The 22,907-nt window shown below is 63.4% G+C and carries 26 protein-coding genes; 14 read left to right on the top strand and 12 right to left on the bottom strand.

Annotated features, from left to right (window positions below):
- Positions 1 to 50: 50 nt before the first annotated feature.
- Positions 51 to 884 (bottom strand): hypothetical protein, encoded by an 834-nt coding sequence (locus ACH196_RS15610; RefSeq protein WP_396647830.1) that lies wholly within the window; start codon positions 882 to 884, stop codon positions 51 to 53.
- Between the two features lie 172 nt (positions 885 to 1,056).
- Here ACH196_RS15610 and uvrB point away from each other — a divergent pair, with 172 nt between their 5' ends.
- From uvrB to ACH196_RS15625, 3 genes are all read left to right on the top strand, one after another.
- The gene (uvrB, locus tag ACH196_RS15615) at positions 1,057 to 4,140 is read left to right on the top strand and encodes an excinuclease ABC subunit UvrB (protein ID WP_396647831.1); all 3,084 of its coding nucleotides are present in this window, start codon (positions 1,057 to 1,059) and stop codon (positions 4,138 to 4,140) included.
- A gap of 80 nt (positions 4,141 to 4,220) precedes the next feature.
- Positions 4,221 to 4,421: a hypothetical protein gene (locus ACH196_RS15620; protein WP_396647832.1), complete on the top strand. Its 201-nt coding sequence runs from the start codon at positions 4,221 to 4,223 to the stop codon at positions 4,419 to 4,421.
- Between the two features lie 41 nt (positions 4,422 to 4,462).
- Entirely contained in the window at positions 4,463 to 4,672 is a 210-nt protein-coding gene (locus ACH196_RS15625; protein WP_396647833.1) for a hypothetical protein, read from the top strand.
- A 171-nt stretch (positions 4,673 to 4,843) separates the two neighbouring features.
- On the opposite strand, the gene ACH196_RS15630 is transcribed toward ACH196_RS15625, so the two are convergent.
- Together ACH196_RS15630 and ACH196_RS15635 are read right to left on the bottom strand one after the other, a co-directional pair.
- On the bottom strand, positions 4,844 to 5,092 hold the full coding sequence (locus tag ACH196_RS15630) for a hypothetical protein (protein ID WP_396647834.1): 249 nt from the start codon (positions 5,090 to 5,092) through the stop codon (positions 4,844 to 4,846).
- 174 nt (positions 5,093 to 5,266) lie between these two features.
- Positions 5,267 to 5,920 (bottom strand): glutathione S-transferase, encoded by a 654-nt coding sequence (locus ACH196_RS15635; RefSeq protein WP_396647835.1) that lies wholly within the window; start codon positions 5,918 to 5,920, stop codon positions 5,267 to 5,269.
- A gap of 114 nt (positions 5,921 to 6,034) precedes the next feature.
- On the opposite strand from ACH196_RS15635, the gene ACH196_RS15640 reads away from it, so the two are divergent.
- Entirely contained in the window at positions 6,035 to 7,249 is a 1,215-nt protein-coding gene (locus ACH196_RS15640; RefSeq protein WP_396647836.1) for a polyhydroxyalkanoate depolymerase, read from the top strand.
- A gap of 34 nt (positions 7,250 to 7,283) precedes the next feature.
- Here the strand turns inward: ACH196_RS15640 and ACH196_RS15645 are convergent, their stop codons facing one another.
- The 3 genes from ACH196_RS15645 to lgt form a co-directional block, all read right to left on the bottom strand.
- Positions 7,284 to 8,087 (bottom strand): DUF2189 domain-containing protein, encoded by an 804-nt coding sequence (locus ACH196_RS15645; protein ID WP_396647837.1) that lies wholly within the window; start codon positions 8,085 to 8,087, stop codon positions 7,284 to 7,286.
- A gap of 163 nt (positions 8,088 to 8,250) precedes the next feature.
- Positions 8,251 to 9,333 carry a class I SAM-dependent methyltransferase gene (locus ACH196_RS15650; protein ID WP_396647838.1) on the bottom strand — a complete coding sequence of 361 codons (1,083 nt, stop codon included), beginning with the start codon at positions 9,331 to 9,333 and terminating at the stop codon, positions 8,251 to 8,253.
- Positions 9,330 to 10,181 carry a prolipoprotein diacylglyceryl transferase gene (gene lgt, locus ACH196_RS15655; RefSeq protein WP_396647839.1) on the bottom strand — a complete coding sequence of 284 codons (852 nt, stop codon included), beginning with the start codon at positions 10,179 to 10,181 and terminating at the stop codon, positions 9,330 to 9,332. The genes ACH196_RS15650 and lgt overlap by 4 nt, the downstream gene beginning before the upstream one ends.
- Before the next feature lie 104 nt (positions 10,182 to 10,285).
- Between lgt and ACH196_RS15660 the strand changes: the two genes are divergently transcribed.
- From ACH196_RS15660 to ACH196_RS15675, 4 genes are all read left to right on the top strand, one after another.
- On the top strand, positions 10,286 to 10,942 hold the full coding sequence (locus ACH196_RS15660; RefSeq protein ID WP_396647840.1) for an FkbM family methyltransferase: 657 nt from the start codon (positions 10,286 to 10,288) through the stop codon (positions 10,940 to 10,942).
- Positions 10,943 to 11,136: 194 nt separating this feature from the next.
- Entirely contained in the window at positions 11,137 to 11,481 is a 345-nt protein-coding gene (locus tag ACH196_RS15665) for an accessory factor UbiK family protein (RefSeq protein WP_396647841.1), read from the top strand.
- A 314-nt stretch (positions 11,482 to 11,795) separates the two neighbouring features.
- The gene (locus tag ACH196_RS15670) at positions 11,796 to 12,296 is read left to right on the top strand and encodes a YbjN domain-containing protein (RefSeq protein ID WP_396647842.1); all 501 of its coding nucleotides are present in this window, start codon (positions 11,796 to 11,798) and stop codon (positions 12,294 to 12,296) included.
- 3 nt (positions 12,297 to 12,299) lie between these two features.
- Complete coding sequence (locus ACH196_RS15675; protein WP_396647843.1) at positions 12,300 to 12,659, top strand: tRNA-binding protein; 360 nt, start codon at positions 12,300 to 12,302, stop codon at positions 12,657 to 12,659.
- Positions 12,660 to 12,711: 52 nt separating this feature from the next.
- Here ACH196_RS15675 and ACH196_RS15680 read toward each other — a convergent pair whose 3' ends face one another.
- The gene (locus tag ACH196_RS15680) at positions 12,712 to 13,056 is read right to left on the bottom strand and encodes a hypothetical protein (RefSeq protein WP_396647844.1); all 345 of its coding nucleotides are present in this window, start codon (positions 13,054 to 13,056) and stop codon (positions 12,712 to 12,714) included.
- A 157-nt stretch (positions 13,057 to 13,213) separates the two neighbouring features.
- On the opposite strand from ACH196_RS15680, the gene ACH196_RS15685 reads away from it, so the two are divergent.
- Together ACH196_RS15685 and ACH196_RS15690 are read left to right on the top strand one after the other, a co-directional pair.
- Complete coding sequence (locus tag ACH196_RS15685; RefSeq protein ID WP_396647845.1) at positions 13,214 to 14,272, top strand: DNA topoisomerase IB; 1,059 nt, start codon at positions 13,214 to 13,216, stop codon at positions 14,270 to 14,272.
- A 125-nt stretch (positions 14,273 to 14,397) separates the two neighbouring features.
- Positions 14,398 to 15,582, top strand: coding sequence for a TMEM43 family protein (locus ACH196_RS15690; protein WP_396647846.1), 1,185 nt, complete (start codon positions 14,398 to 14,400; stop codon positions 15,580 to 15,582).
- Here ACH196_RS15690 and ACH196_RS15695 read toward each other — a convergent pair.
- A complete protein-coding gene (locus ACH196_RS15695) occupies positions 15,576 to 16,655 on the bottom strand; it encodes a glycosyltransferase family 4 protein (RefSeq protein WP_396647847.1) in 1,080 nt (359 codons plus the stop codon). The two genes, ACH196_RS15690 and ACH196_RS15695, sit on opposite strands and share 7 nt — an antisense overlap.
- 238 nt (positions 16,656 to 16,893) lie before the next feature.
- On the opposite strand from ACH196_RS15695, the gene ACH196_RS15700 reads away from it, so the two are divergent.
- Positions 16,894 to 17,178, top strand: coding sequence for an addiction module antidote protein (locus tag ACH196_RS15700; protein ID WP_396647848.1), 285 nt, complete (start codon positions 16,894 to 16,896; stop codon positions 17,176 to 17,178).
- A 98-nt stretch (positions 17,179 to 17,276) separates the two neighbouring features.
- Here ACH196_RS15700 and ACH196_RS15705 read toward each other — a convergent pair whose 3' ends face one another.
- From ACH196_RS15705 to ACH196_RS15720, 4 genes are all read right to left on the bottom strand, one after another.
- A complete protein-coding gene (locus ACH196_RS15705; protein ID WP_396647849.1) occupies positions 17,277 to 18,695 on the bottom strand; it encodes an ATP-binding protein in 1,419 nt (472 codons plus the stop codon).
- Positions 18,696 to 18,798: 103 nt separating this feature from the next.
- A complete protein-coding gene (locus ACH196_RS15710) occupies positions 18,799 to 19,065 on the bottom strand; it encodes a DUF6074 family protein (RefSeq protein ID WP_396647850.1) in 267 nt (88 codons plus the stop codon).
- Between the two features lie 110 nt (positions 19,066 to 19,175).
- Positions 19,176 to 19,880: a response regulator gene (locus tag ACH196_RS15715; RefSeq protein ID WP_396647851.1), complete on the bottom strand. Its 705-nt coding sequence runs from the start codon at positions 19,878 to 19,880 to the stop codon at positions 19,176 to 19,178.
- Position 19,881: 1 nt separating this feature from the next.
- Positions 19,882 to 20,409: a MarR family winged helix-turn-helix transcriptional regulator gene (locus ACH196_RS15720; protein ID WP_396647852.1), complete on the bottom strand. Its 528-nt coding sequence runs from the start codon at positions 20,407 to 20,409 to the stop codon at positions 19,882 to 19,884.
- 243 nt (positions 20,410 to 20,652) lie between these two features.
- Here ACH196_RS15720 and ACH196_RS15725 point away from each other — a divergent pair, with 243 nt between their 5' ends.
- From ACH196_RS15725 to ACH196_RS15735, 3 genes are all read left to right on the top strand, one after another.
- Positions 20,653 to 21,546, top strand: a complete 894-nt coding sequence (locus tag ACH196_RS15725; RefSeq protein ID WP_396647853.1) for a branched-chain amino acid aminotransferase — start codon at positions 20,653 to 20,655, stop codon at positions 21,544 to 21,546.
- A 165-nt stretch (positions 21,547 to 21,711) separates the two neighbouring features.
- The gene (locus ACH196_RS15730) at positions 21,712 to 21,996 is read left to right on the top strand and encodes a hypothetical protein (RefSeq protein WP_396647854.1); all 285 of its coding nucleotides are present in this window, start codon (positions 21,712 to 21,714) and stop codon (positions 21,994 to 21,996) included.
- A 209-nt stretch (positions 21,997 to 22,205) separates the two neighbouring features.
- On the top strand, positions 22,206 to 22,853 hold the full coding sequence (locus ACH196_RS15735) for an MBL fold metallo-hydrolase (RefSeq protein WP_396647855.1): 648 nt from the start codon (positions 22,206 to 22,208) through the stop codon (positions 22,851 to 22,853).
- The last annotated feature ends 54 nt before the right edge of the window (positions 22,854 to 22,907 follow it).

Consider the following 22,907-nt stretch of genomic DNA (forward strand, 5'->3'; position numbering starts at 1 on the left):
ACGCCTACAAGGGCGCAATATCCGGCGGCCGCCGGACGGATATCGGGAATTCACCCAGCGAAGGGCGTCTCGGTCAATTGCAGCGGGTAGTTGGCCTCGGATTGCGTCTCCGTGACGACCACCGAGTTGATGTCGCAGGCGTCGGCCCAGTCCGGCCCGTCACCGCGCAAAGCGAGGCTGTCGGCGACCAGCATCTGCTTCATCCTCTCCAGCGGCGCTCCGGCCGGCTGCTCGGGCCAACGGAAAACGCCCGAGGCGGTGTGGCCGAACTTGATGTCGTGGCAGACGAAATCGACCACGACGCTCCAGTGCCGGAGCGGCCGAGCGTCGCCGATCGGCGGGCCGGGAGGAACGGGCAGTTCGGACAGCGTGGTCACGCTGAGGCTAACCGGTTCAGTGTCGGCTATGCCGCGGCGGGCGAAAGCGGCGCGTGCATCGACGGCGAAAATCCGCATCAGAACGTCCCGCGACGGCCGCTGGTAACGCGCGATGAAGCCGCCAGCCCAAACGGTCTCGCCGCCGGCATTGGCAACCAGGACCGTGGTGTGGAAGCGGCGAAGCCGAGGCGTCAGGGCCGGCCAGTCACATTCCGCTGAAGTGGCTGAAACAGTGATGTAGAGATCGATGTCCGTGGAACTCGTTTGGCCGAGCACCTTGCAGTCCTCGCCGTAGAGGAACCACAGGCTGCGCAATTCGCCGGCCGCAATTCCCTGCTTGCGCAGTTCCTCGACCGAGGACCGCACCCGCGCCTCGGCATAGGCACGGGCCTCGGCCAGGCTACCGAAGCCGGGCACAATGCGCTCGGCATCCGGCTCGCCACGATGCGCCATGTCGAAGACGAGGACGGAGAATTCTTGATCGGCAGGGCAGTCGGCTTCGGGCATGGGCGATCATGGCAAGCGGGTAGACACGCTGCAAGCCGCTGCGATTGCCCCCAAGGCCGTGAGATCATGACAACGACTTGCTGACAGCCTGTTGTCAGGATCGGAAAGACCCCGCCGCACGCGTGCGATCGCCGCCCTTTCCATTTGCGAGGACTCCGCCCATATTCCGCATATGGCCAGATCACCCGAAAAGAAGCCGCCGGCGGCGAAGGACGACGGTTACCGCAAGCGTGGCAACCCGCTGACCGACTATCACGACGCATCCGAGCCCTTGCATCGTGGCGGCTTCGAGGAAGCGCCGCAGTCGGAGTTCTTGGGCGCACCGCTCTCCGGCTCGGTTTCGGAATGGGCGGAGCAGATTTCCCGCGAGGTGGAGCGCGATGGGCGTTCGCCCCCGAAGCAGGATGCCAAAGCTCCGAAAAAGATTCCCGAACGCTCCTCCGCCCCGACCAAGACGGCGCGCGGCACCTCGATGGGCGGGGCGGCGAGCGCGCGCGAACGCACGGCGGCGGGCCTGAACCCGATCCCCGGCCTCGACATCAGCCTTGAGGACGCCGAGGCGCTGCCGAAATCCGGTGTGACCGCCACGGTCGAGGCGCTGTCGGCGTTGATCGAAAGCGGCAACCCGCTGCACAAGAACGGGCAGATCTGGACGCCGCACCGCCCTGCCCGCCCCGACAAGTCGGAGGGCGGCATCGTCATCAAGATGGTGTCGGATTTCGAGCCGGCCGGCGACCAGCCGACGGCGATCAAGGACCTCGTCGAAGGCGTCGACAATGCCGACCGCACCCAGGTGCTGCTCGGCGTCACCGGCTCCGGCAAGACGTTCACAATGGCCAAGGTGATCGAGGAGACGCAGCGCCCTGCCCTGATCCTGGCTCCGAACAAGACGCTGGCCGCACAGTTGTATTCCGAGTTCAAGAAATTCTTTCCCGAGAACGCGGTCGAGTATTTCGTCTCCTATTACGACTACTATCAGCCGGAGGCCTACGTGCCCCGGACCGACACCTATATCGAGAAGGAATCGTCGATCAACGAGCAGATCGACCGGATGCGCCATTCGGCGACGCGCTCGCTGCTGGAGCGCGACGACGTCATCATCGTCGCCTCGGTGTCCTGCATCTACGGTATCGGCTCGGTCGAGACCTATACGGCGATGACGTTCCAGATGACGGTCGGCGACCGCATCGACCAGCGACAACTGCTCGCCGACCTCGTCGCCCAGCAATACAAGCGCCAGGACATCAATTTCGTGCGCGGCTCGTTCCGGGTGCGCGGCGACACGATCGAACTGTTTCCAGCTCATCTTGAGGACCGCGCCTGGCGGGTCACGCTGTTCGGCGACGAGATCGAGTCGATCACCGAATTCGACCCGCTGACCGGCCAGAAGACCGGCGACCTGAAGAGCGTAAAAATCTACGCCAACTCGCACTACGTCACGCCGCGCCCGACCTTGAATCAAGCCATCAAGTCCATCAAGGAAGAATTGCAGCACCGCCTGCAAGAGCTTGAAAAGGCTGGGCGTCTTCTGGAGGCGCAACGGCTGGAGCAGCGCTGCCGCTTCGACCTGGAGATGCTGGAGGCGACCGGCTCCTGCGCCGGTATCGAGAACTATTCGCGTTACCTGACCGGCCGCATGCCTGGCGATCCGCCGCCGACGCTGTTCGAATACGTGCCCGACAACGCCCTGATCTTCATCGACGAAAGCCACGTCACCGTTCCGCAGATCGGCGGCATGTATCGCGGCGACTTCCGCCGCAAGGCGACGCTGGCCGAATATGGATTCCGGCTGCCGTCCTGCATGGACAACCGGCCGCTGCGCTTCGAGGAATGGGACGCCATGCGCCCGCTTTCCGTCGCCGTCTCGGCGACGCCGGGCGGCTGGGAGATGGAGCAGGCCGGCGGCGTCTTTGCCGAACAGGTCATCCGCCCCACCGGCCTGATCGACCCGCCGGTAGAGGTGCGTCCGGCGAAAACCCAGGTCGACGACGTGGTCGGCGAGATCAATGAGACGACCGCCAAGGGATACCGGACGCTGGTCACCGTGCTGACCAAGCGCATGGCGGAAGACCTGACCGAATATCTGCACGAGCGCGGCGTGCGCGTCCGCTACATGCACTCCGACATCGACACGCTGGAACGCATCGAGATCCTCCGCGACTTGCGGCTAGGCGCCTTCGATGTGCTGGTGGGCATCAACCTGCTGCGCGAGGGCCTCGACATTCCGGAATGCGGCTTTGTCGCCATCCTCGACGCCGACAAGGAAGGGTTTTTGCGCTCCGAAACCTCGCTGATCCAGACGATCGGCCGCGCGGCGCGAAACGTCGACGGCAAGGTGATCCTCTACGCCGACACCGTCACCGGCTCGATGGAGCGGGCGATGGCGGAAACCAACCGCCGCCGCGAAAAACAGATGGCCTGGAACGAGGCCAACGGCATCACGCCGGAGAGCGTCAAGTCACGCATCTCGGATATCCTGGACTCGGTCTATGAGAAGGACCATGTGCGGCCCGACATTTCCGGCTTCGCCGACAGCGGCGCCATGATAGGCAACAATCTCCAGGCGCATCTCGAGCATCTGGAGAAGGAGATGCGCAACGCCGCCGCCGATCTCGATTTCGAGCGCGCGGCCCGGCTGCGCGACGAGATCAAGCGGCTGCGCGAGACCGAACTCGCCATCGCCGACGACCCGCTGGCGCGCGAGGCCGAGGGCCTCAGCCCTGTTTCGGGCCGTCAGAAAGGCAAGCACAACAAGGGCGTCGCAAAACACCGCACGGCCGAGGAGCAGGAGCGGTTCCGCAAGCTCGACGCGGCGCGGGCAAAGGAAGCTGCAGAAAAGGCCGCGCGGCCGAACCTGTTCGCGAAGCCATCGCTGGACGAAATGGGCCGTGCCGGCGACTACGCCGTGCCGGCCCGCCGCGAGCGGCAGGGCAAGCCGTTGTTTGCAAAGCCCTCGATCGACGACATGGGTCCCGGCACCGACATGCCGACGCCTGCCGGCGCGGTCTCGCGGTCTCTGTTCAAGAAGCAGAGCGCGAGCGAGGCGCATGGCGCCGACTACGGCACGCCGGACGACGGCAAATCGCTGTTCCGGAAGAACACGCTGGACGAGATGACCGTGCGCCGGACGGAAAAGCCGGTGGAGGGCGTCAAGCCGGTGAAGCGGGAGAGGGTTGGTATTGGTTCATATGAGGACCCCACCGAAGAGCGGGCACGGGGAAAGCGACCGAAGAAAAGCGGGCGCCCGGGACATTGACAGTGCTCAGCCGGAACAGCCGGCTGGACGGCGGATGATCCGCGATCTTGCTTGCGGGCAAGGCGATGGTATTTTGAACCATGACCAAGCTCGAGCAAATTGAGAACTCCGTGTCGGCTCTTTCGGACGAGGAACTGAAAAGCTTCGCCGAGTGGTTTGCCGAACTGCGATGGCAGCGATGGGATCGGCAGATTGAAGCCGATGCGGAGGCGGGCCGCCTCGACAAGTTCATTGCCGAGGCCAAGGCGGAAATCGCCGCGGGCAAAACACGACCGTTGTGAGACACAGAGCAACCTGGAGTTTCTGGAAATCATACCGGGCGTTGCCGAAGCCAATCCGTCTTTTGGCAAGGAAGAATTTCAAGCTGTTGAAAAGCAATTCGAGGCATCCGTCGCTTCGGCTCAAGAAAGTCGGCGAACTATGGTCGGCGCGCGTTGGTATCGACCATCGTGCTGTCGCGCTTGAAAGCGACGACGGCCTTACTTGGGTCTGGATTGGGACTCACGCCGAATACGACAAGTTGCTGGACTGAGGATGTTCATCCGCATCGAATGGCGGCCTGGGATGAGCGAATTTGATGTTGTGGTGCGAAACCGCATTAAACTTCATATATTCCAGGAATCGAGCGTCGTCGCATGGGTAAGCGCGAAAGCTTTACTCCAGTTCGCCCGTACCGAGATATTGTCGATAGCTCGTCAGACCGTCAGGCCCCGACTGCATCCAGCCCGGCGCTGACGAGGTTCAGCGGCAGCCGCCGTCCGTCGCGCCAGGTCGAGGTTATGCCGGAAGCGATGCGCGCCCGGCGTTCGTCGCGGAGTGTGTCAAAGCCGAGTTCCCAGCAAACGGCTTCGATGGCGCGTTCGATCTCGGCGCGCTCCATCGGGTCGAGCACCATGTCCCGCTCGATCGAATCGGCGTCGAGGCTTTTCGGTACAGTCGGATAACGGATCATTGCCGAGCCTCCTTCCGCTTGTTCGGCGCCACGTTTCCTCCCGGCGGGCTCTGTCGGCTCACCTTCCCCATAGGGAACCCTGTGATTCGGGATTCAGGAAGGCCCTAGAAATCACTTTTTATTTCATGGTGAAGATTACCGTGACAATACGCCGGCTTCATCCCCTCCGAGGCTTCAGAACTCCACTTCGAGCTCGATGATCTCGTCGGGTTCGGCCAGCGCTCCTTCCGTCCACTCGCGCATCAGCGGCCAGTCGAAAATGCTTTCGCAATAGGCGGAAAGAACCGGATCGAGCTCGACCGCGTAGGTGCGGAAACGGGTGCATACCGGCGCATACATGGCATCCGCCACCGACAGCGCGCCGAACAGATACGGCCCGCCATAGGTCGAAAGGCACTCGCTCCAGATCGTCTTGATCCGCTCGACGTCGGGCCGCGCTCCGGAAAAAATCTTGAACGCCTTGTGCCGTGCTTTGAGATTCATGGGGAGCGCCGAGCGCAGATTGTGGAAACCCGAATGCATCTCGCCGGAGACGGCGCGGCAATGCGCGCGCGCCACGCGTTCAGCCGGCAGCAGACCGGCATCGGGCGCGATCTCTGCCAGATATTCGGCAATCGCCAGCGTGTCCCACACCGTCACGTCGCCATGTGTCAGCCGTGGCACCAGCACCGAGGGCGACAGCAGCAGCAATTCCTGCCGCGCCTCCAGATCGTCGAGATCCACCCGCTTCTCCTCGAAGTCGAGTCCCGCCATGCGGCACAGCAGCCAGCCGCGCAGCGACCAAGAGGAATAGTTTTTCGACGAGATGGTGAGCGTCGCTTCTGTCATGACTTGCCTGCTGATGCGGTCGATGGCTGCATTTCACAATCCTCTCGCAATGCAGCAAAATTTGCACTAGCTTTTTTGCACTGCAATAGATCCTTTGGCGGGGAGGAGCGGAAAATGCTCTACCAGATCTACCAGATGCAGGAGGACATGATCGCGCCGGTCCGCTTGCTGGCCAATGCCATGCGCTCCTTCGCCGGCCCGGGCTTCTGGGGTTTGGGCAAAGACCTCGGCGCACGTTTCGCGGCGGCGCTGGAAATGATCTCGCGATACCAACTGACACACACGAGGCCGGATTTCGCTGTTTCGTCGGTGCGGAGCGGCAACCGCGACGTGCCGGTGACTGTGGAAACCGCCCTCGACCTGCCCTTCGGCAAGCTGCTGCATTTCTCCAAGGACATCGACACGGCGCAGCCCCGCGTTCTGGTGGTGGCGCCGCTGTCCGGACACTTCGCCACGCTGCTGCGCGGCACGGTCGAGACGCTGCTGCGCGATCACGACGTTTACATCACCGACTGGGCCAATGCCCGCGACGTACCTGTCGAGGCCGGCAGCTTCGGTGTCGAGGACCATATCGACTATATTATTCGTTTCCTCGAACATGTTGGCCCAGGCGCCCACATCCTCGCGGTCTGCCAGCCCTGCGTGCAGGCGCTGGCCGCCGTCGCCATCATGTCGGAGGACAGGCACCCGGCGACGCCGTTGTCGATGACGCTGATGGCCGGGCCGATCGATCCACGCGAGAGCCCGACCGAAGTCAACGAATTCGCGGTGGCGAAATCGCTCGCCTGGTTCCAGCGCTCGGTCATCGCCCGGGTGCCAACGCGCTATGCCGGTGGCGGTCGCCGCGTTTATCCGGGTTTCCTGCAACTCACTGCCTTCGTGGCGATGAACATCGACCGCCACCGCACCGCGCACAAGAAACTGTTCGAGAATCTGGCCAGGGGCGAGACAGCCGAGGCCGACAAGATAAAAACCTTCTACGACGAGTATTTCGCGGTGCTCGACCTGACGGAAGAATTCTACATCGAGACCATCGACCGCATTTTCCAGAAAGCCGAACTCGCCACCGGCGACTTCACCTATCGCGGCCGCAAGGTCGATCCGGGCGCCATCCACCGCACCGCGCTGCTGACCGTCGAAGGAGGACGCGACGACATTTGCGCGCTCGGCCAGACCTCCGCCGCGCACGATCTCTGCCGCACGCTGCGCCCGCATCTGAAACGCCACCATTTGCAGGCCAATGTCGGCCACTACGGCGTCTTCAACGGCAAACGCTGGGAGCGCGAAATCTATCCGGTCGTGCGGAACATGATTTTAGCGATGGAGTAACTGACCCTCCCCTCCAGGGAGGGTCGAGGGCGCATCATCCCTGCGGCGGCTCGACCACCTTCCGATACAAATGCCAGGTCGCATGGGCGAGCACCGGGATGACAATGATCAGGCCAGCGAAGACTGGTACCGAGCCGATGGCGAGCAGCAGGGCCACGATCAATCCCCAGGCGGCCAACATCACGGGATTCGCCGCCACCGCCCGGAACGATGTCGCCATCGCCTCGTAGGCGCCAACATCGCGGTCGAGCAGCAGCGGGAAGGCGATGACCGTCGTGCACAGCACCACCGCCGCGAAGACGAAGCCGACGAGACCGCCGACGATGATGAGTTGCCAGCCTTGCGACGTTGTCAGCACGTCGGAAAGGAAAGTCGTCAGCGAGGCGGGCGCCACGTTGCCGTAGATCGAAATGTAAATGGCGCGGGCTGCAAGCAGCCAGGCGATGAACATCACGAACAGGAAGAAGCCGACCGCCGCTATGGCCGGCACGGCCGGTGAATGGCGCACGTCGAAAGCGTGATGCCAGGAGGTGTCAAGCCCGGCCTCGCGCCGCCGGCTGATCTCGTAGAGGCCGATGCCGGCGAATGGACCGATGAGAGCAAAACCCGACATCAGCGGGAACAGCATCTGCAACGCGCCGTCGCCCGAGGTCCAGGCCGCCAGTACGACGCCGACCAGCGGATAGACGATGCAGAGGAAGATGACATGCGACGGCTTGGCCATGAAGTCGTCAAAGCCACGCCGCAGCGCGTCGGTAAGGTCGGCGAAGCCGATCTTGCGGATATTGGGGTGGACGATCCTGTCGTCCGGGCCTGCGATGACATGAAAACCTGCCAAGACCGTTCCTCCTCTCGGGTTCGGATCGGTCGCGTCACGGCGGGCCGTGTGCTCAGGTCGGTCGGCCACGTCGAACGCGACCCATCATCGCTACTATAGCGCAATCGCCAGGATTTTCGCAGTGATTTGTTGTGAAGATACTGACGAATGCCGGAGCATCACCCTACCGGCCGAACGGCCGCACCGAAACGCCGCGCGGCAGGATCGCCAGAACCTTGAACAGGTCGCCCATCTGGTCCGGTCCGGCCAACCGCTCGACGGCCGCGCGGATCTCGTCGCGCTTTGCCTCGTCAGCGTTGGCGCCCAGCACGCCCGCGCGTTCCAGCAGGCCGAGGCCGAGCAGGAACTGGCTCTGGGTCATCAGATACGCGTCCAGCCCGGCCGCCCGCGCTGTCGCGGCAAGCGCCGCAAAATCGACATGCGAGGTGAGGTCGGCCTCGCCGGGATTTTCCAGCACGTCCTCCGGCCGGTGTTTTCGCACCGCCTGCAGCGTGTCGCCGAAACCGGGCGCGAAGTGGCCGTAGTCGATGAACAGCCCCGCTCCGCCCTCTTCCGCGATGCGTTCGGCTATGGCCTGCATCAGTGCGGTGCGCGCCGGTGCGACCTCGAAGATCGTTCCCTCCACCGCCGCGTCGGCGCCCGGTGGCAGCAGCGACGGGTCGAGCGAGCCGGCTCCCGCCGTGAAGATCAGCCGGTCCTCCAGGTCGATCCCAATCATCCGCTCACGCCAGGCGCCGCCGGCATTGACGTATTGTCGTGTCGGGATCGCATCGAACAGTTCGTTGCCGACGATGAGCAGCGGCCCCTCGGGCAGTTCGTCGACGCTCTTCACCCAGTCGAAGCGGCCGCCCGTTCCCTCCAGCGTCGTCGCCTGCGCCCAGCCGAGCTTCGGGCTGGTCTCGATCAGATGGAAACGCGCGGAAGGCCGCAGCGCCGGCTCAAGCTGGTCGAGCGTGCGCGCAATATCCTTGGCGAGCGTGCCGCGGCCCGGACCAATCTCGGCGATAACCGGATGCTCCGGCCGGCCCAGCGCCCGCCAGGCGAGCACCAGCCAGACGCCGATCGCTTCGCCGAACATCTGGCTAATCTCCGGCGCCGTGGTGAAGTCGCCCTCGCGCCCGAACGGATCGCGCGTCATGTAGTAGCCATGCGTCGGATCGGAGAGGCAGAGCGAAAAATATTCGGAAACGCTGATCGGCCCCAGCGCCTCGATGAGGTCGACGATGCGCGCTTTCAGCGTGTTCATGCCGGGCGGAGCGCCTCGGCCGGTCTGGCCGTTGCCATCGCCCAGACACCCGCGAGCACCATGGGGACCGACAGGACCATGCCCATCGTTAACCAGCCGCCCAGGAGGTAGCCGAGCTGGGCGTCCGGCTCGCGGAAGAATTCGACGAAGATGCGGGCGCATCCGTAGAAGGCGACGAATGCGCCGGCGACAAAGCCAGGGGTCTTCAGCTTGAGGAAGACATGCGTGAGGATGCGCAACAGGATGAACAGCACCAGCCCTTCCAGCAGTGCTTCATAAAGCTGGCTCGGGTGACGCGTAAACGGCCCTCCATTGGGGAACTCGAATGCCCAGGGCACGTCGGTCGGTCTTCCCCACAGTTCCGAATTGATGAAGTTGGTGCAGCGCACCAGTCCCAGCGCCACCGGCACCCCGGCGGCGATCACGTCGAACATTGTCCAGACCCGGATGCCACGCGAGCGGGCGAACAGGATCATGGCGAGCGTCGTGCCGGCAAAGCCGCCGTGGAACGACATGCCGCCCTGCCAGACGGCAAAAATGTCGAGCGGGTTCTGCAGGTAGCGTGCGAAATCGTAGAAGAGCACGTAGCCGACCCGCCCGCCGAGCACGATGCCGATCGCCGCCCAGACGAGAAAGTCGTCGATGTCTTCCGGGCGCATCGGCCGCTCGCCATTGGCCCAAAGCCTTTCATCGGAAACCAGCCGCTTCGAATACCACCAGCCGAAGAGGATGCCGACGATGTAGGCGACGCCGTACCAGTGGATCGCCAGCGGTCCGAGGCGGACGATGACCGGGTCGATGTTGGGAAACGGCAGCGCCGCGAGCGGCAGGATAATGGAATCGATCAAGACGGTCTCGCGGCTGGCTTCGGAATGGCGCGGACCATGATGCAGCCTTTGGGCAGGGTCAAGGCAAGCGGTGGCATCGCTTGGGAGATGTGCCATAATAGGGAATGCGTATAGAAAGCGACCTGGAACTTTGGCTGCGGTGGCATCTCTACAGAAAACGAAAGCACTCCAAGAGGCGCGGCGCGATCTACCAATTCCGCCAATGCCTCTGGTCATTGCCGAAAGGGTCGGTTTGCATTGATTGTGGGGCGAATGTCGGCGACGTCACCGATTTGATGCGGCGCAAAGGGCTCCGCGTCATAGCCTTCGAGCCGGACTCGATTGCCATCGAGAGGCTCAGGTCCCGCTTCGGCAACGATCCGGGCGTGACCATCATCGAAAAGGCCGTTGGCGCCAGCAGCAGGAAGGCGATGTTCTACCAGCGGCCCGGCGCTGGCGGAGACATAACGCAGACGGAAGGATCGTCCCTGGTCAAGAAGGATGCCCACTCGGATGGGGCCGTGGCCGAGATTGACGTGATCGACCTGCCTGCCTTCATCGCCGGCCTCGGTGAACCCGTGGCGCTGCTCAAGCTCGACATCGAGGGTGCGGAAGCCGAACTTCTGGAGGCCCTGCTGGATGCCGGGCTTCACAAGCGCATAGGCCAGATCTTCGTCGAGACGCATGAACGCTTCTCGCCGGAACTGGCCAGCAGGATCGAAGCCATACGCAACCGGATCCGGGCAGATAACATCACCAACATCAACCTCGACTGGATGTGAGGCGCGAAACTTTCGATCTTCTGAAATCTGAGCAGCAGCCGACAGCCGCTGCAGCTCGAAAAACCGAAATGCAGGGCAGAAAACGCGAGCCTGAGCTCGTTTTTTGCGCGGTTGGAGCTTGTGCTACACTGGCGTAGCAATCTTGCATTCACGACTATGCGTCATTACGTCGAAGGAAACGGAGGCTTTTCGCCATGTCGACCGGACCGAACCGCATTCTCGACGAGTTCGCCAAGCTGATGACCGACGCCGCCGGCGCTGCCCAGGGTGTGCGACGCGAGGTCGAGACCGCCTTCAGGGGCCAGGCCGAGAAGATCCTCAACACGATGGACGTCGTCCAGCGCGAGGAGTTCGAGGCGGCGCGCGACATGGCGGTGAAGGCGCGCGCCGAGAACAAGAAGCTTACGGCCCGCATCGACGCGCTGGAGGCAAGGCTGGCTGTTCTGGAGGCGGATGCCGGCAAGATTCCTGGCGAGGAGCCACTGGAGGAGCCGAAAGGCAGGACCAGACGCACCGCCAAGACTGATCCCCAAAAATAATTCGTTAAAATTTTCCACAGCCGACTCGTCGAAAAAGCGCTTTCCCCTGAATCGCTTATGCGGATTGCGTGAATCTTTTTCGCAACTGCTTTCCACAGGCCGGCGGCCCTCCCGATAAAAAGGGACTGGTCACGCGACTCCCGATCAATACACTGAATTTGTTGCATGATTCGGGGCGGGATCATGCGCCGGCAGATGAGCCCGGCGCAGTATCGGTTACGCCAGCGTTTCTTGTTGGTCCGATCTGCGACGGACGTGCCCGCATCCAGCCGTTGCCGGACTTCCGGCGCACGGGGAACGACAGGATTAGCCTTATGGAACTGGTCGAACTCGACGTCGGACGTGATATCCACCCCGTCGATGTCATCGAACAAGTCGCGCATAACAACGACTGGGCGTTCGAGCGCACCGGCGACGACGAGATCGCCATCTCGGTCGTCGGCAGTTGGACCGACTATCACGTCTCCTTCTCGTGGATGGAGGATTTCGAGGCGCTTCATCTCGCCTGCGCCTTCGACATCAAGGTTCCGGAAGCGCGCACGCTGGAGGTTATGCGGCTGCTGTCGCTGATCAACGAGCAACTGCTGTTCGGCCATTTCGACCTGTGGGAGCAGGAAGGCGCGATCATGTTCCGCCAATCGCTGCTGCTGGCTGGCGGTGTCGAGCCCTCCAGCCAGCAGGTCGAGGTGCTGCTCTCCAGCGCGCTGGAAGCCTGCGAATGTTATTTCCAGGCGTTCCAGTTCGTCGTCTGGTCGGGAACCTCGGCCAGGGACGCGCTCGCCGGCGTGCTGTTCGAGACGCAGGGCAACGCCTGAGACATGCATGAGTCGGGGCCGGTCAGGCCGGAAATCACCTTCGCCGATTTCGACAAGGTCGACATCCGCGCCGGCACCATCGTCGAGGCCGAGCCCTATCCGGAAGCGCGAAAACCGGCGATCAAGCTGAAGATCGATTTCGGGCCGGCGATCGGCGTGAAGCGTTCGTCGGCGCAGATCACCAAATATTATGCGCCCGAGACGCTCGTCGGCAGGCAAGTCTTTGCCGTGGTGAACTTCCCGCCGCGCCAGATCGGAAAGTTCATGTCGGAAGTGCTGACGCTGGGCTTTCCTGACGAGGAAGGCGCGGTGGTGCTCGGCGCGATCGAACGGAAAGTGCCGGACGGCGGCCGGCTGTTCTGAATCACGCCTTTTGGACGGCCTTTCGGCGGGACACCGCGATTGCCGCCTTCGCTCAAATATCCGGTGCGTTGCCGATCCGCTTCTTGAGTTCGATCGCCCATGCCCTGCCCTCGTCGCCGCCCCACAGCAGCCAGGCGACGTAGCCGGCCGACGGATTGGCGTCGTTGCCGAAATTCCTCGCCCGCTTGTCGACCTCGTGGCGAGCGAAATAGCTGACCATGCGGCGAATGACCGACGGCGCCAGCGGCCGGCGGGCAACCAGCTCCTTCGCCCGACCGACGCCGATCTCGGTGCCGCCCCTACCGAATTTTTCGCGGTAGGCGAGACCGCGCGCGGCATTGTCGGCCACCACTTGCGGGCAAATCAGGTCGATCTCGTCTTCGTCGGCCTTGGACATGAAGCCTCCAGAAAAATCTTCAGAGACGATACGAAACCCCCGACCGATCGGATGCGTCCGTGCTGAACGACAGGCGAGATCGCCGCCCGCCGGTTCCGCGGAACCACTCCCGCACCAGGCGATTTGTTGTCCACCGAAGGCAACGCAGGAAGCAACCATGTTGAAGAGGGAAGGTCCGTCGCGTCCGGAACCGGCGGCAGCAGCAGAGGACGCATCGCTGAGCTATGTCAGCGACGAGGAACCAGGCATCCGGCGGCGCAAGTCCGGCAAGGGATTTTCCTACCGGGACGCCAGCGGCAAGACCGTTTCCGACGCGAAAACCCTCGACCGCATTAGATATCTGGCGATCCCGCCGGCGTGGACCGACGTCTGGATCTCTCCCCGCGAAAAAGGCCATATCCAGGCGACCGGCCGCGATGCAAGGGGCCGCAAGCAATACCGCTATCACGAACGCTGGTCGCTCTGCCGCGACGAGGCGAAATTCTCGAGCCTTGCGGCCTTCGCGGACGCTTTGCCGGAACTGCGCGCTCAGGTCGATACCGATCTGCGCCGCCACAATCTGCCGCGCGAAAAAGTCGTCGCCTCGATTGTCTGGCTGCTCGACAACACCATGATCCGGGTCGGCAACGCCGCCTATGCGCGCGACAACAAGAGCTTTGGCCTGACCACGCTGAAGAACCGGCATGTGGCCGTCGAAGGCTCGCGCCTGCGCTTCGCCTTCAAGGGCAAATCGAACAAGGAGTGGCGCATCCAGTTGGTCGACCGCCGCATGGCGAAGATCATCCGGCTCGTCCAGGAACTGCCGGGCCAGCAACTGTTCCAATATGTCGACGCCGACGGCGAACGCCGAAAGCTCGGCTCGCAGGACATCAACGGCTACATCCGCCAAGCCTGCGGCCAGGATTTCACGTCAAAGCATTTCCGCACCTGGGGCGGCACGATCCATGCCGCCTCGCTGTTTGCGGAGACGCCGGTGCCGGAAGCCGAGGCGACCCGCAAGCGCATCATGAACAGCGTGATCGACCTGGTCGCGGCAAGGCTGGGCAATACCCGCGCCGTCTGCCGCGCCTGTTACATCCATCCGCGTGTGCTGGCCAGTTGGGAGGAAGGACGGCTGGCCGGAGAACTGGCGCAGGCCCGCCGGTCCCGGCGCAAGGTGCCGGAAGGGCTGGACGAGGAGGAGGCGATGGTTCGCACCTGGCTTGCCGCGGGATAGGTGTTTTGACACGCCGCCGCACCGAGGCGCCCCACCCACGCAGTTGGTAACGGACGCCCGCATGCGCATTGCTTCGCGGCTAAAAATGCCCGATATGCACGAAAAGATCGCGCTTGGGGGCAAGTATGAGCGATTCGTTCCGGGAAGTGACGTCAACCTCATGGTTCGGCCGCATCGGCCGCTCGATCGGCGGCGTGCTGATCGGCCTGCTGCTGGTCATCGGCATGGTCATCCTGTTGTTCTGGAACGAGGGGCGTGCAGTGACCACGGCAAAGGCGCTTGCCGAGGGCGCGGGCGTCGTGGTGTCGATCCGGCCCGATGCCGTTGATCCGGGCAATGACGGCAAGCTCGTGCATGTCGGCGGCAAGGTCACGACGGATTCGACGCCGGCCGATCCCGACTTCGGCATTTCCGCGCCCGGCCTGCGGCTCGAGCGCTCCGTCGAAATGTACCAGTGGAAGCAGGATTCCAAATCCGAGACGAAGACCAAGCTGGGCGGCGGCGAGGAGACGGTCACCACCTACACCTACTCGAAGGACTGGTCGGACCGACCGATCGACTCGTCGGACTTCAAGCAACCTTCCGGCCATTCCAATCCATCGATGGAAATCCGCGACCAGCGCTATCAGGTGCCGCGGGCCGCGCTCGGCGCCTTCACCCTCGACCAGCCGGTGATCGACCTCGTCGGCGGCGACGAGCGGCTGGCGCTTACGTCCGGCCAGCTCGGCGCGGTGCGCGACGCTTTTTCGGGCACCACGAAAGTCAGCATTGCCGGTGGAGAGATCTATCTCGGCCCAAACCCTGCCTCGCCCGCGGTCGGCGACTATCGCATCAGCTACACAATCGTGCCCGCCGGCGATATGAGCATCATCGGCAAACAGACTGGCAGCCGGTTCGAGCCCTATACGACGAAGGCCGGCTACGACCTGCTGATGGTCGACAGCGGCCTCGTGCCGGCTGAAAAGATGTTCGCCGAGGCGGTCACGGAAAACACGATACTCACCTGGATCCTGCGCGCCGTCGGCCTTGTCGTGATATTCATCGGCTTCGCGCTACTGCTCGGGCCGCTCGGCGTCATAGCCGACGTCATCCCCTTCCTCGGCAGCATCGTGCGGCTGGGTGCCGGCGTACTTGCTTTCGTCGCCGCCTTGCTGGTCGGCGTGACGACGATCGCGGTCGCCTGGTTCTGGTACAGGCCGTTGCTGTCGATCGGACTGGTGGCGATCACGCTCGGCGTCGCCTATGTTCTATCGCGCATGGGAAAGGCCAAAGCGCCGGCGCCAGCCGCGGCGCCCGCAACGGCTCAGTAGGAAGGCGCCGCCTCGCCGGCGGGCAGCACCGCCGGCTGCTCGACATGCGCGGCGCGCACATGCCGCATGAACAGCGCCGCGCAGGCCGCCCAGCTATAGGTCGTCGCCTTGCGCCGAGCCGTCTCGCGGTCGACCGCGAGTGCCGCGAGCGCCGCCTCGCGCAGATCGTCGGATAGCACGCCGCCGACACCGTCGGCGAAGACGTCGGCCGGCCCGGTGACATTGTAGGCGGCGACCGGCAGGCCGCTGGCCAGCGCTTCCAAAAGCACGATGCCGAACGTGTCGGTGCGGCTGGGGAACACGAACACGTCGCAGGAGACGTAGATGTGGGCCAGCGCATTGCCGGTATGCATGCCGAGGAAATGCGCGCTGGGATACCGCTCCCGCAGTGAAGCCAGCGCCGGCCCGTCGCCGACCACGACCTTGCTGCCGGGCAGGTCGAGGTCGAGGAAGGCCGGCAGGTTCTTCTCCACGGCGACCCGCCCGACGGAAAGGAAGATCGGCCGCGGCAGGTCGAGCACCGGCTTGCGGTCCGGCCGGTAGAAGTCAGTATCGACGCCGCGCGTCCACAGCCGCACATGCTCGAAACCGCGTTCGGTCAGTTCCTTCGCCAGCGAAGGCGTCGCCGCCAGCGTGCCTGCCCCGGAATTGTGAAAACGCCGCAGCCGCCGGTAGATCCAGCTTTCCGGGATCGGCACGCGTGCGCGCACATATTCGGGGAAGCGCGTGTGATAGCTGGTGGTGAAGATGTAGCCGCGCTTGAGACAGTGCCGCCGGGCGAGAATGCCTAGCGGGCCTTCTGTGGCGATATGGATGTGGTCGGGCCTGAACGCCTCGATGCGCCTGCCGACCTTGCCGGGCGTGGCAAGCGCCAGCCTGATGTCGGGGTAGGACGGCATCGGGATGGTACGGAATTCCTGAGGCGTCAGGAACTCGACGGTGTTGCCGGTCGCCGCGAGATTGTCAGCAAGATGCTGCAACGTGCGCACCACGCCGTTGACCTGCGGATGCCAGGCATCGGTGACGATCAGGATACGGCTGAAGCCATAGGCACCGGAAACGGCGTCTTCCATCGGCTCCGTCCCGGCGTTGGCATCGTGCGCAGCATGCAATCGCATACCGGCCATATGTGCGGATTCGATGACAGCCGGATGACGTAGAAGCTTGACGCTCCGATGACTTGCTGGATTTGCGCGCCGGACAGCAGAAACTGATCTATGTTGGCGTGTTTTGCAGGCCGCTGCCTCACATAGGAGATATTTCGTGTCCCGCCCTGTCGACAGAGCCATCACCATTGCAAAGGAGATCTAGATGCCGCTCGAAACAACCAAATGGGATGCCACCGAATTTCTCAACAACGAAGAGGCGATCCTTGCTTACGTCGAGGCTGCTTTCGAGGATGGCGATCCTGCTGTGATCACCAAGGCGCTCGGCAATGTTGCAAGAGCGCGAGGCATGACCTCTATCGCCAAAGAGGCTGGAGTTACGCGCGAAGCGCTGTACAAGGCGCTGAATGAGAACGGCGACCCTAGATTATCCACGCTTGCGGGAGTGACCAGGGCGCTGGGGTTCAAGCTGACAGTCACTCCAGCCTGATAAGCAAACTAGGCTCTGCGGCTCGGCTGAAGTGCAATCGATCAATGACAGAACGCGCAAGAAACTGCGCGACGGGCCTTTTCAATCAGTTCGTCAACCTACGCCGGCACCCTCAAGATAACCCGCAGTCCGCCAAGCGGGCTGTCCTCCAGCCAGATGTCGCCGCCGTGGCTGCGCGCGATGTCGCGGGCGATCGACAGGCCGAGACCGGTGCCGCTGGAGTCGAGGTTGCGGGCGTTGTCCAGCCGCACGAAAGGCTTGAATACCTCCTCCCGCTTGTCGGCGGGGATGCCCGGGCCGTCGTCGTCGATGACGACCCGCAGCGTGCCGCGCGTATGCGTCGACTTGACGTCGATGTTCCTGGCGTAGCGGAAGGCGTTGCCGGTCAGGTTGGAGAGCAGCCGGCCGAAGGCGTTGGGCCGCACATGGATGTCGGTCGCGCCTGCCAGCGTCGTCGTCAGCTTGCGCTTGCGCAGCTTCGCCTCGTCGCCGAGCTTGTCGAAATAGGCGGCAAGGTCGAAGCGGCCGGGATCCTCCAGCGCCTCGCCGCGCGCGAAGGAGAGATAGCCTTCGAGCATCGCCTGCATGTCGTTGACGTCCTGGTTCAGCGCCTCGACGTCCGGCTTCGAGCCGCTCAGCGCCAGTTGCAGCTTGAAGCGCGTCAGAATGGTCCGGAGGTCGTGGCTGACGCCGGTCAGCATGGCGGTGCGCTGCTCGATCTGCCGCTCGATGCGCTCGCGCATCTGGATGAAGGCGTAGCCGGCCCGCCGCACCTCCTCCGCGCCGCGCGGGCGGAAATCCGACGGCAGCGGCCGCCCCTTGCCAAAGCTTTCCGCGGCCTCGGCGAGTTTCGTGATTGGCTTGATCTGGTTGCGCAGGAATGGAATCGCGATGCCGAGCAGCAGCAGCGACGTGCCGACCATCCAGACCAGGAAGATATGCGAATTGGACGCGTAGGCCTGGTTGCGGCGCACGAAGACGCGCAACACATTGTGCTCGAGCTGGATACGCACTTCGACGATCTTTGAATCGCCCACCGTGTCGATCCAGAAAGGCCGTCTGATCTGGCTTCTGATCTCCTCCGAAAGCGCCTGGTCGAGGATCGAGAAGAACGGCTTCGGCCCCGGCGGCGGCAGTGGTTCCGGCGGCAATATGTCGATCTTCATGTCCAGCCGGTCCTGCGCGATGCGGGAGAGCTGCGAGTAGTCGCCGCCGGTTTGCGGAAATGTCTCGGCCAGGTCGATGATCGCCGCGATATCGCGCACCACCGCCGTCGACAGGCGCTGCGTCACCATCTGCCAGTGGCGCTCCATGAAGACGAGCGTGACCACCGACTGCAATATGATCATCGGCGCGACGACGATGATCAGCGAACGCGAATAGAGACGTTTCGGCAGGTAACGCGAGATCGGCCGCCAGACCAGGCATTCCCAATGGTAGCGCGCGCGGCTATAGACGCGCCCGACATGCAGGCGCCAGCCTGCAAATGCCGTCCGTTGAGCTTCCGAAGTCGCCATCGTCCTGTTTCCGCGCGCCGGCTAGTTGCCGGCCCGCGTCTATTTTAGTGCGGATGGCAACGGGAGGGAACCGCCATGCGTCGAAGTGGCGGCATCGCCGATTTCACGCCGTCACGATCGACCGCCGCTCCGCCGTCTCCTTGCGGAATTCCGCCTGTACCGCCTCGAAGAAGCGCAGCACTTCGCCGCGCGCGGTTTCCATGTCGCGGCCCTGCTCGATGAGTTCCTGCAGCAGCTTGCGCGCCGTCGTGCGCCAGTAGCCGTTGGCGGCCTCGCCGTTCAGCCCCGACAGTTCCGCCGCCGTGCGCCGCACCAGCGCCGCGCGCCGGTCGATCGGAAAGCCGAACAGCCGCGCCGATTGATCATGCATGAATAGTCCCCACTCCCCTACGCGCGGCGAATCACGACCTGCCGCGCCGCAAGACTGATTGGTGGGTTCAAACAAATGCTTAATGGCGCGGCTTGCGATGCCGGTCGAGCCTATTCGACGCTCAGCCGGTAGCCGACGCCGCGCACCGTCTGCAGCCAGACGGGATTTGCCGGGTCGCGCTCGATCTTGCGGCGCAGCCGGTTGATCTGCACGTCGATGGTGCGTTCACTGACTTCGGATTCGCCAGCGACAAGTTCGTGGCGGGGGATGGTCTCGCCGGCGCGCGCCGCGAAGATCGCCAGAATCTCCTGCTCGCGGTCGGTGAGCTTGAGCGGCTCGCCGCCCTTCTTGAGCTCGCGCCGGGCGATCTGGAAGGTGTAAGGCCCGAACACCAGTTGCTCGACCTTTGGCGTCGCCGAAGGGCCGCCGCGGCGCAGGATGTTGTTGATGCGCAGGATCAGCTCGCGCGGATCGAACGGTTTGGGCAGATAATCGTCGGCGCCGGCTTCCAGTCCGGCGATGCGGCTGTCGGTCTCCGACAGTGCCGTCAGCATCAGGATCGGCACCGACTTCTCGGCCCGCAGCGACCTGGTCAGGTCGACGCCGGTCTCCCCGGGCATCATCACGTCGAGGATGAGCAGGTCGAAATCGAGCCCCCGCAACTGCCGCCGCGCCTCCTCTGCATTGCCTGCGACCGTGATGCGAAAACCGTTCTCGGTGAGGTATTGCTTCAGCAGGTTGCGGATGCGGGTGTCGTCGTCGACCACCAGGAGGTGCGGCGCGTCGTCATCCGGTGAGGAAGGAATATCGGCCATCTCAGCCCTCGTTGTTGTCTTTTCGCCGTATCGCCAACTGGTCGATCTGCGGCCGGAGTTCGGCGTTGACCATGGCCTTCAAAAAGCCCTCGACCGTCTGCCGCTCGCCCGCGCTGATCGCCTTCAATGCGGCATCGATGCGGCGCGACTGTGGCCGCGCCAGGTCCAGTGCGAGCTGCCTTCCCTTCGGGGTCGGATAGAGTTCGCGCTGCCTGCGGTCGCGCGGTCCCGGCACCTGGAGGATATGGCCGGTATCGATCAACTGCTTGAGTACCCGCGCAAGACTCTGCTTGGTGATCTGCAGCACGTCGAGCAATTCGGCGACCGTAAGCCCCGGCTTGCGGTTGACGAAATGCAGCACCCGGTGATGCGCCCGGCCGAAACCGTAGGTCTCCAGGATCTGGTCGGGATCGGACGTGAAGTCGCGGTAGGCGAAGAAGAAAAGCTCAATGATGGACAGGTCGATACCGTCCTCGCCGGAAAGCGGCGTGCGGATCGGTTTGACGGCGGGTTGGGTTCGATCTGGCATGCGCATCCTGATTCGATCGGAAATTTATGTCAGCCTTATTGACATATTTTTTGGCTGCTGGTAATTTTTGGCAAGCTTTTCGCTCGATTGCGAACGAAAAGGAAAGCCGGCGCCGAAATTTCCGACGCTTCGTGAGTTTGCCTCGGCGGACCCATAGGCATAGTCTTTCCACTCAAGGGTGACTGCCGCGAAGGCGTCGATCCTGAAGAAAACAACACGGGCTCCGGTCCGAGGGAGGCAGAAATGGCATCCGTTCCTTTCGATCAACTGGACGGCTTTATCTGGATGAATGGCGAATTCGTCAAATGGGCGGACGCCAAGATCCATGTGCTGACCCACGGTCTGCACTATGCGAGCGCCGTGTTCGAAGGCGAGCGCGCCTATGGCGGCGAGATCTTCAAGCTGACCCAGCACACCGAGCGCCTGCATGAATCGGCGCGCATCCTGGGCTTCACCATTCCCTACGGCGTCGCCGAGATCGACGACGCCTGCCGCGAGTTGTTGAAGAAGCAGGGTTTCACCGATGCCTATGTCCGGCCGATCGCCTGGCGCGGCAGCGAGCAGATGGGCGTCTCGGCGCAGAACAACAAGATCAATTGCGCTGTCGCCATCTGGCAATGGCCGAGCTACTTCGACCCGGCGCAGAAGATGAAGGGCATCCGCCTCGACGTCGCCGAATGGCGCCGCCCTGACCCGCGCACCATCCCGTCGAAGGCGAAGGCCGCGGGCCTCTACATGATCTGTACGCTGTCCAAGCACGCGGCCGAGGCCAAGGGTTATGCCGACGCCATGATGTTCGATTGGCGCGGCTATGTGGCCGAAGCCACCGGCGCCAACCTTTTCTTCATCAAGGACGGCAAAATCCACACGCCGCTGCCCGACTGCTTCCTGAACGGCATCACCCGCCAGACGGTGATCGAACTGGCCCATCGCCGCGGTTTCGAGGTCATTGAGCGCCATATCAAGCCCGAAGAACTGGACGGCTTCGAGCAGTGCTTCCTTACCGGCTCAGCCGCCGAGGTTACGCCGATTGCCGAAATCGGCCCCTATAATTTCCAGCCGGGCGAGATCACCCGGACGCTGATGAACGACTACACGGCCGAGGTTCAACCAAAGCGGGCGATCGCGGCGGAGTGATTCGCAGGGCCGAAATCGACCCTGCGACACAATTTTGACAAGAAAACCAGTGGACGGCAGCCGCCGTCCACGTCGCATTTTCAACAATCGAATTGACTGCGACATTTTTCCGATGTCTGTCTTTGGTTGCCGGCACATGCCGGAGGTCCGAGGAGGGAATTGGACATGGAAGCACTTCTCCCTATCATCATCCAGGCAGTCACCGGCGCGATCGGCGGGCTCGGCGTCAGCGCGGCGATGAAACAGGCCGCGATGAGCGCGGTGACCAAGGTCATCTCCGGCGTGATCGGCGGCGTCGCCGGCGGCCAGATCCTGACCAACGTGCTGAGCGATCCGGCGGTGCAGGGCGCGATGTCGGGTGTGCTCGGCGATGGGGTTGGCGGCCTCGTCGGCGGCGGCGTGCTGACGGCGATTGTCGGCATGGTGATGAAGTCGATGAACAAGGCTTGAGGTTACAATCCTTGCCAGGGCAAGGCGCCCGCGCCTTGCCCATCTCACGGCAGACTGCCCGCCGAGGCCGCCGACTTCGGAGAGTTTCTTGTCTTGAACGAAAGTTGGCGCGGGTTCCGTGCGCAAGCCTTCCTGCGACGCTTTCCATTCGCCCCGCTCCGTTGCATAGGAACGGTCGAGCCAAATCGGTTCGGCATGCGAGGAGCAGCATGGGCAATCTGAACGCCGGGATCGTTCCCGTCACCCCTTTCGCGCAGAACTGCACGATCCTCTTCGACGACGAAACCAAGGAAGGCGTGGTCGTCGATCCGGGCGGGGATGTCGACCGCATCCTCGCGGCCGTCCGCGACAATGGCTTCGACATCAAGGCGATCTGGATCACCCATGGCCATATCGACCATGCCGGCGGGGCCATGGATCTGAAGGACGCGCTCGGCGTCGAGATTATCGGACCGCACGAGGCAGATCGGTCGCTGCTTTCCAATCTGGAGAAACAGGCGGTCCGCTTCGGACTGTCGGGCGGCGTACGCAACTGTGTGCCGGACCGTTATCTGACTGAGGGGGAGACGGTTTCCTTCGGCGAGCATGTTTTCGAGGTGCTGCATTGTCCGGGCCACGCCCCGGGTCACGTCGTCTATTTCGACCGCGCCGCGAAATTCGCGCATGTCGGCGACGTGCTGTTCCACGGGTCCGTTGGCCGCACCGACCTGCCGGGCGGCAACCATGCCATGCTGATCGCCTCGATCAAGAACAAGCTGCTGCCGCTCGGCGACGACATCGGTTTCATCTGCGGCCACGGCCCCGGCGGGCGTTTCGGCGAGGAACGGCGGAGCAATCCGTTCTTGGTGGGGCAGTAGGCAGTAGGCAGTAGGCAGTAGGAGGAAGCGCGGCTTTTTCTGGGCCGATCAACA

The organism is Mesorhizobium sp. IMUNJ 23232 (genome assembly GCF_044326205.1).
In the GTDB taxonomy this organism is placed as follows: Bacteria; Pseudomonadota; Alphaproteobacteria; order Rhizobiales; family Rhizobiaceae; genus Kumtagia.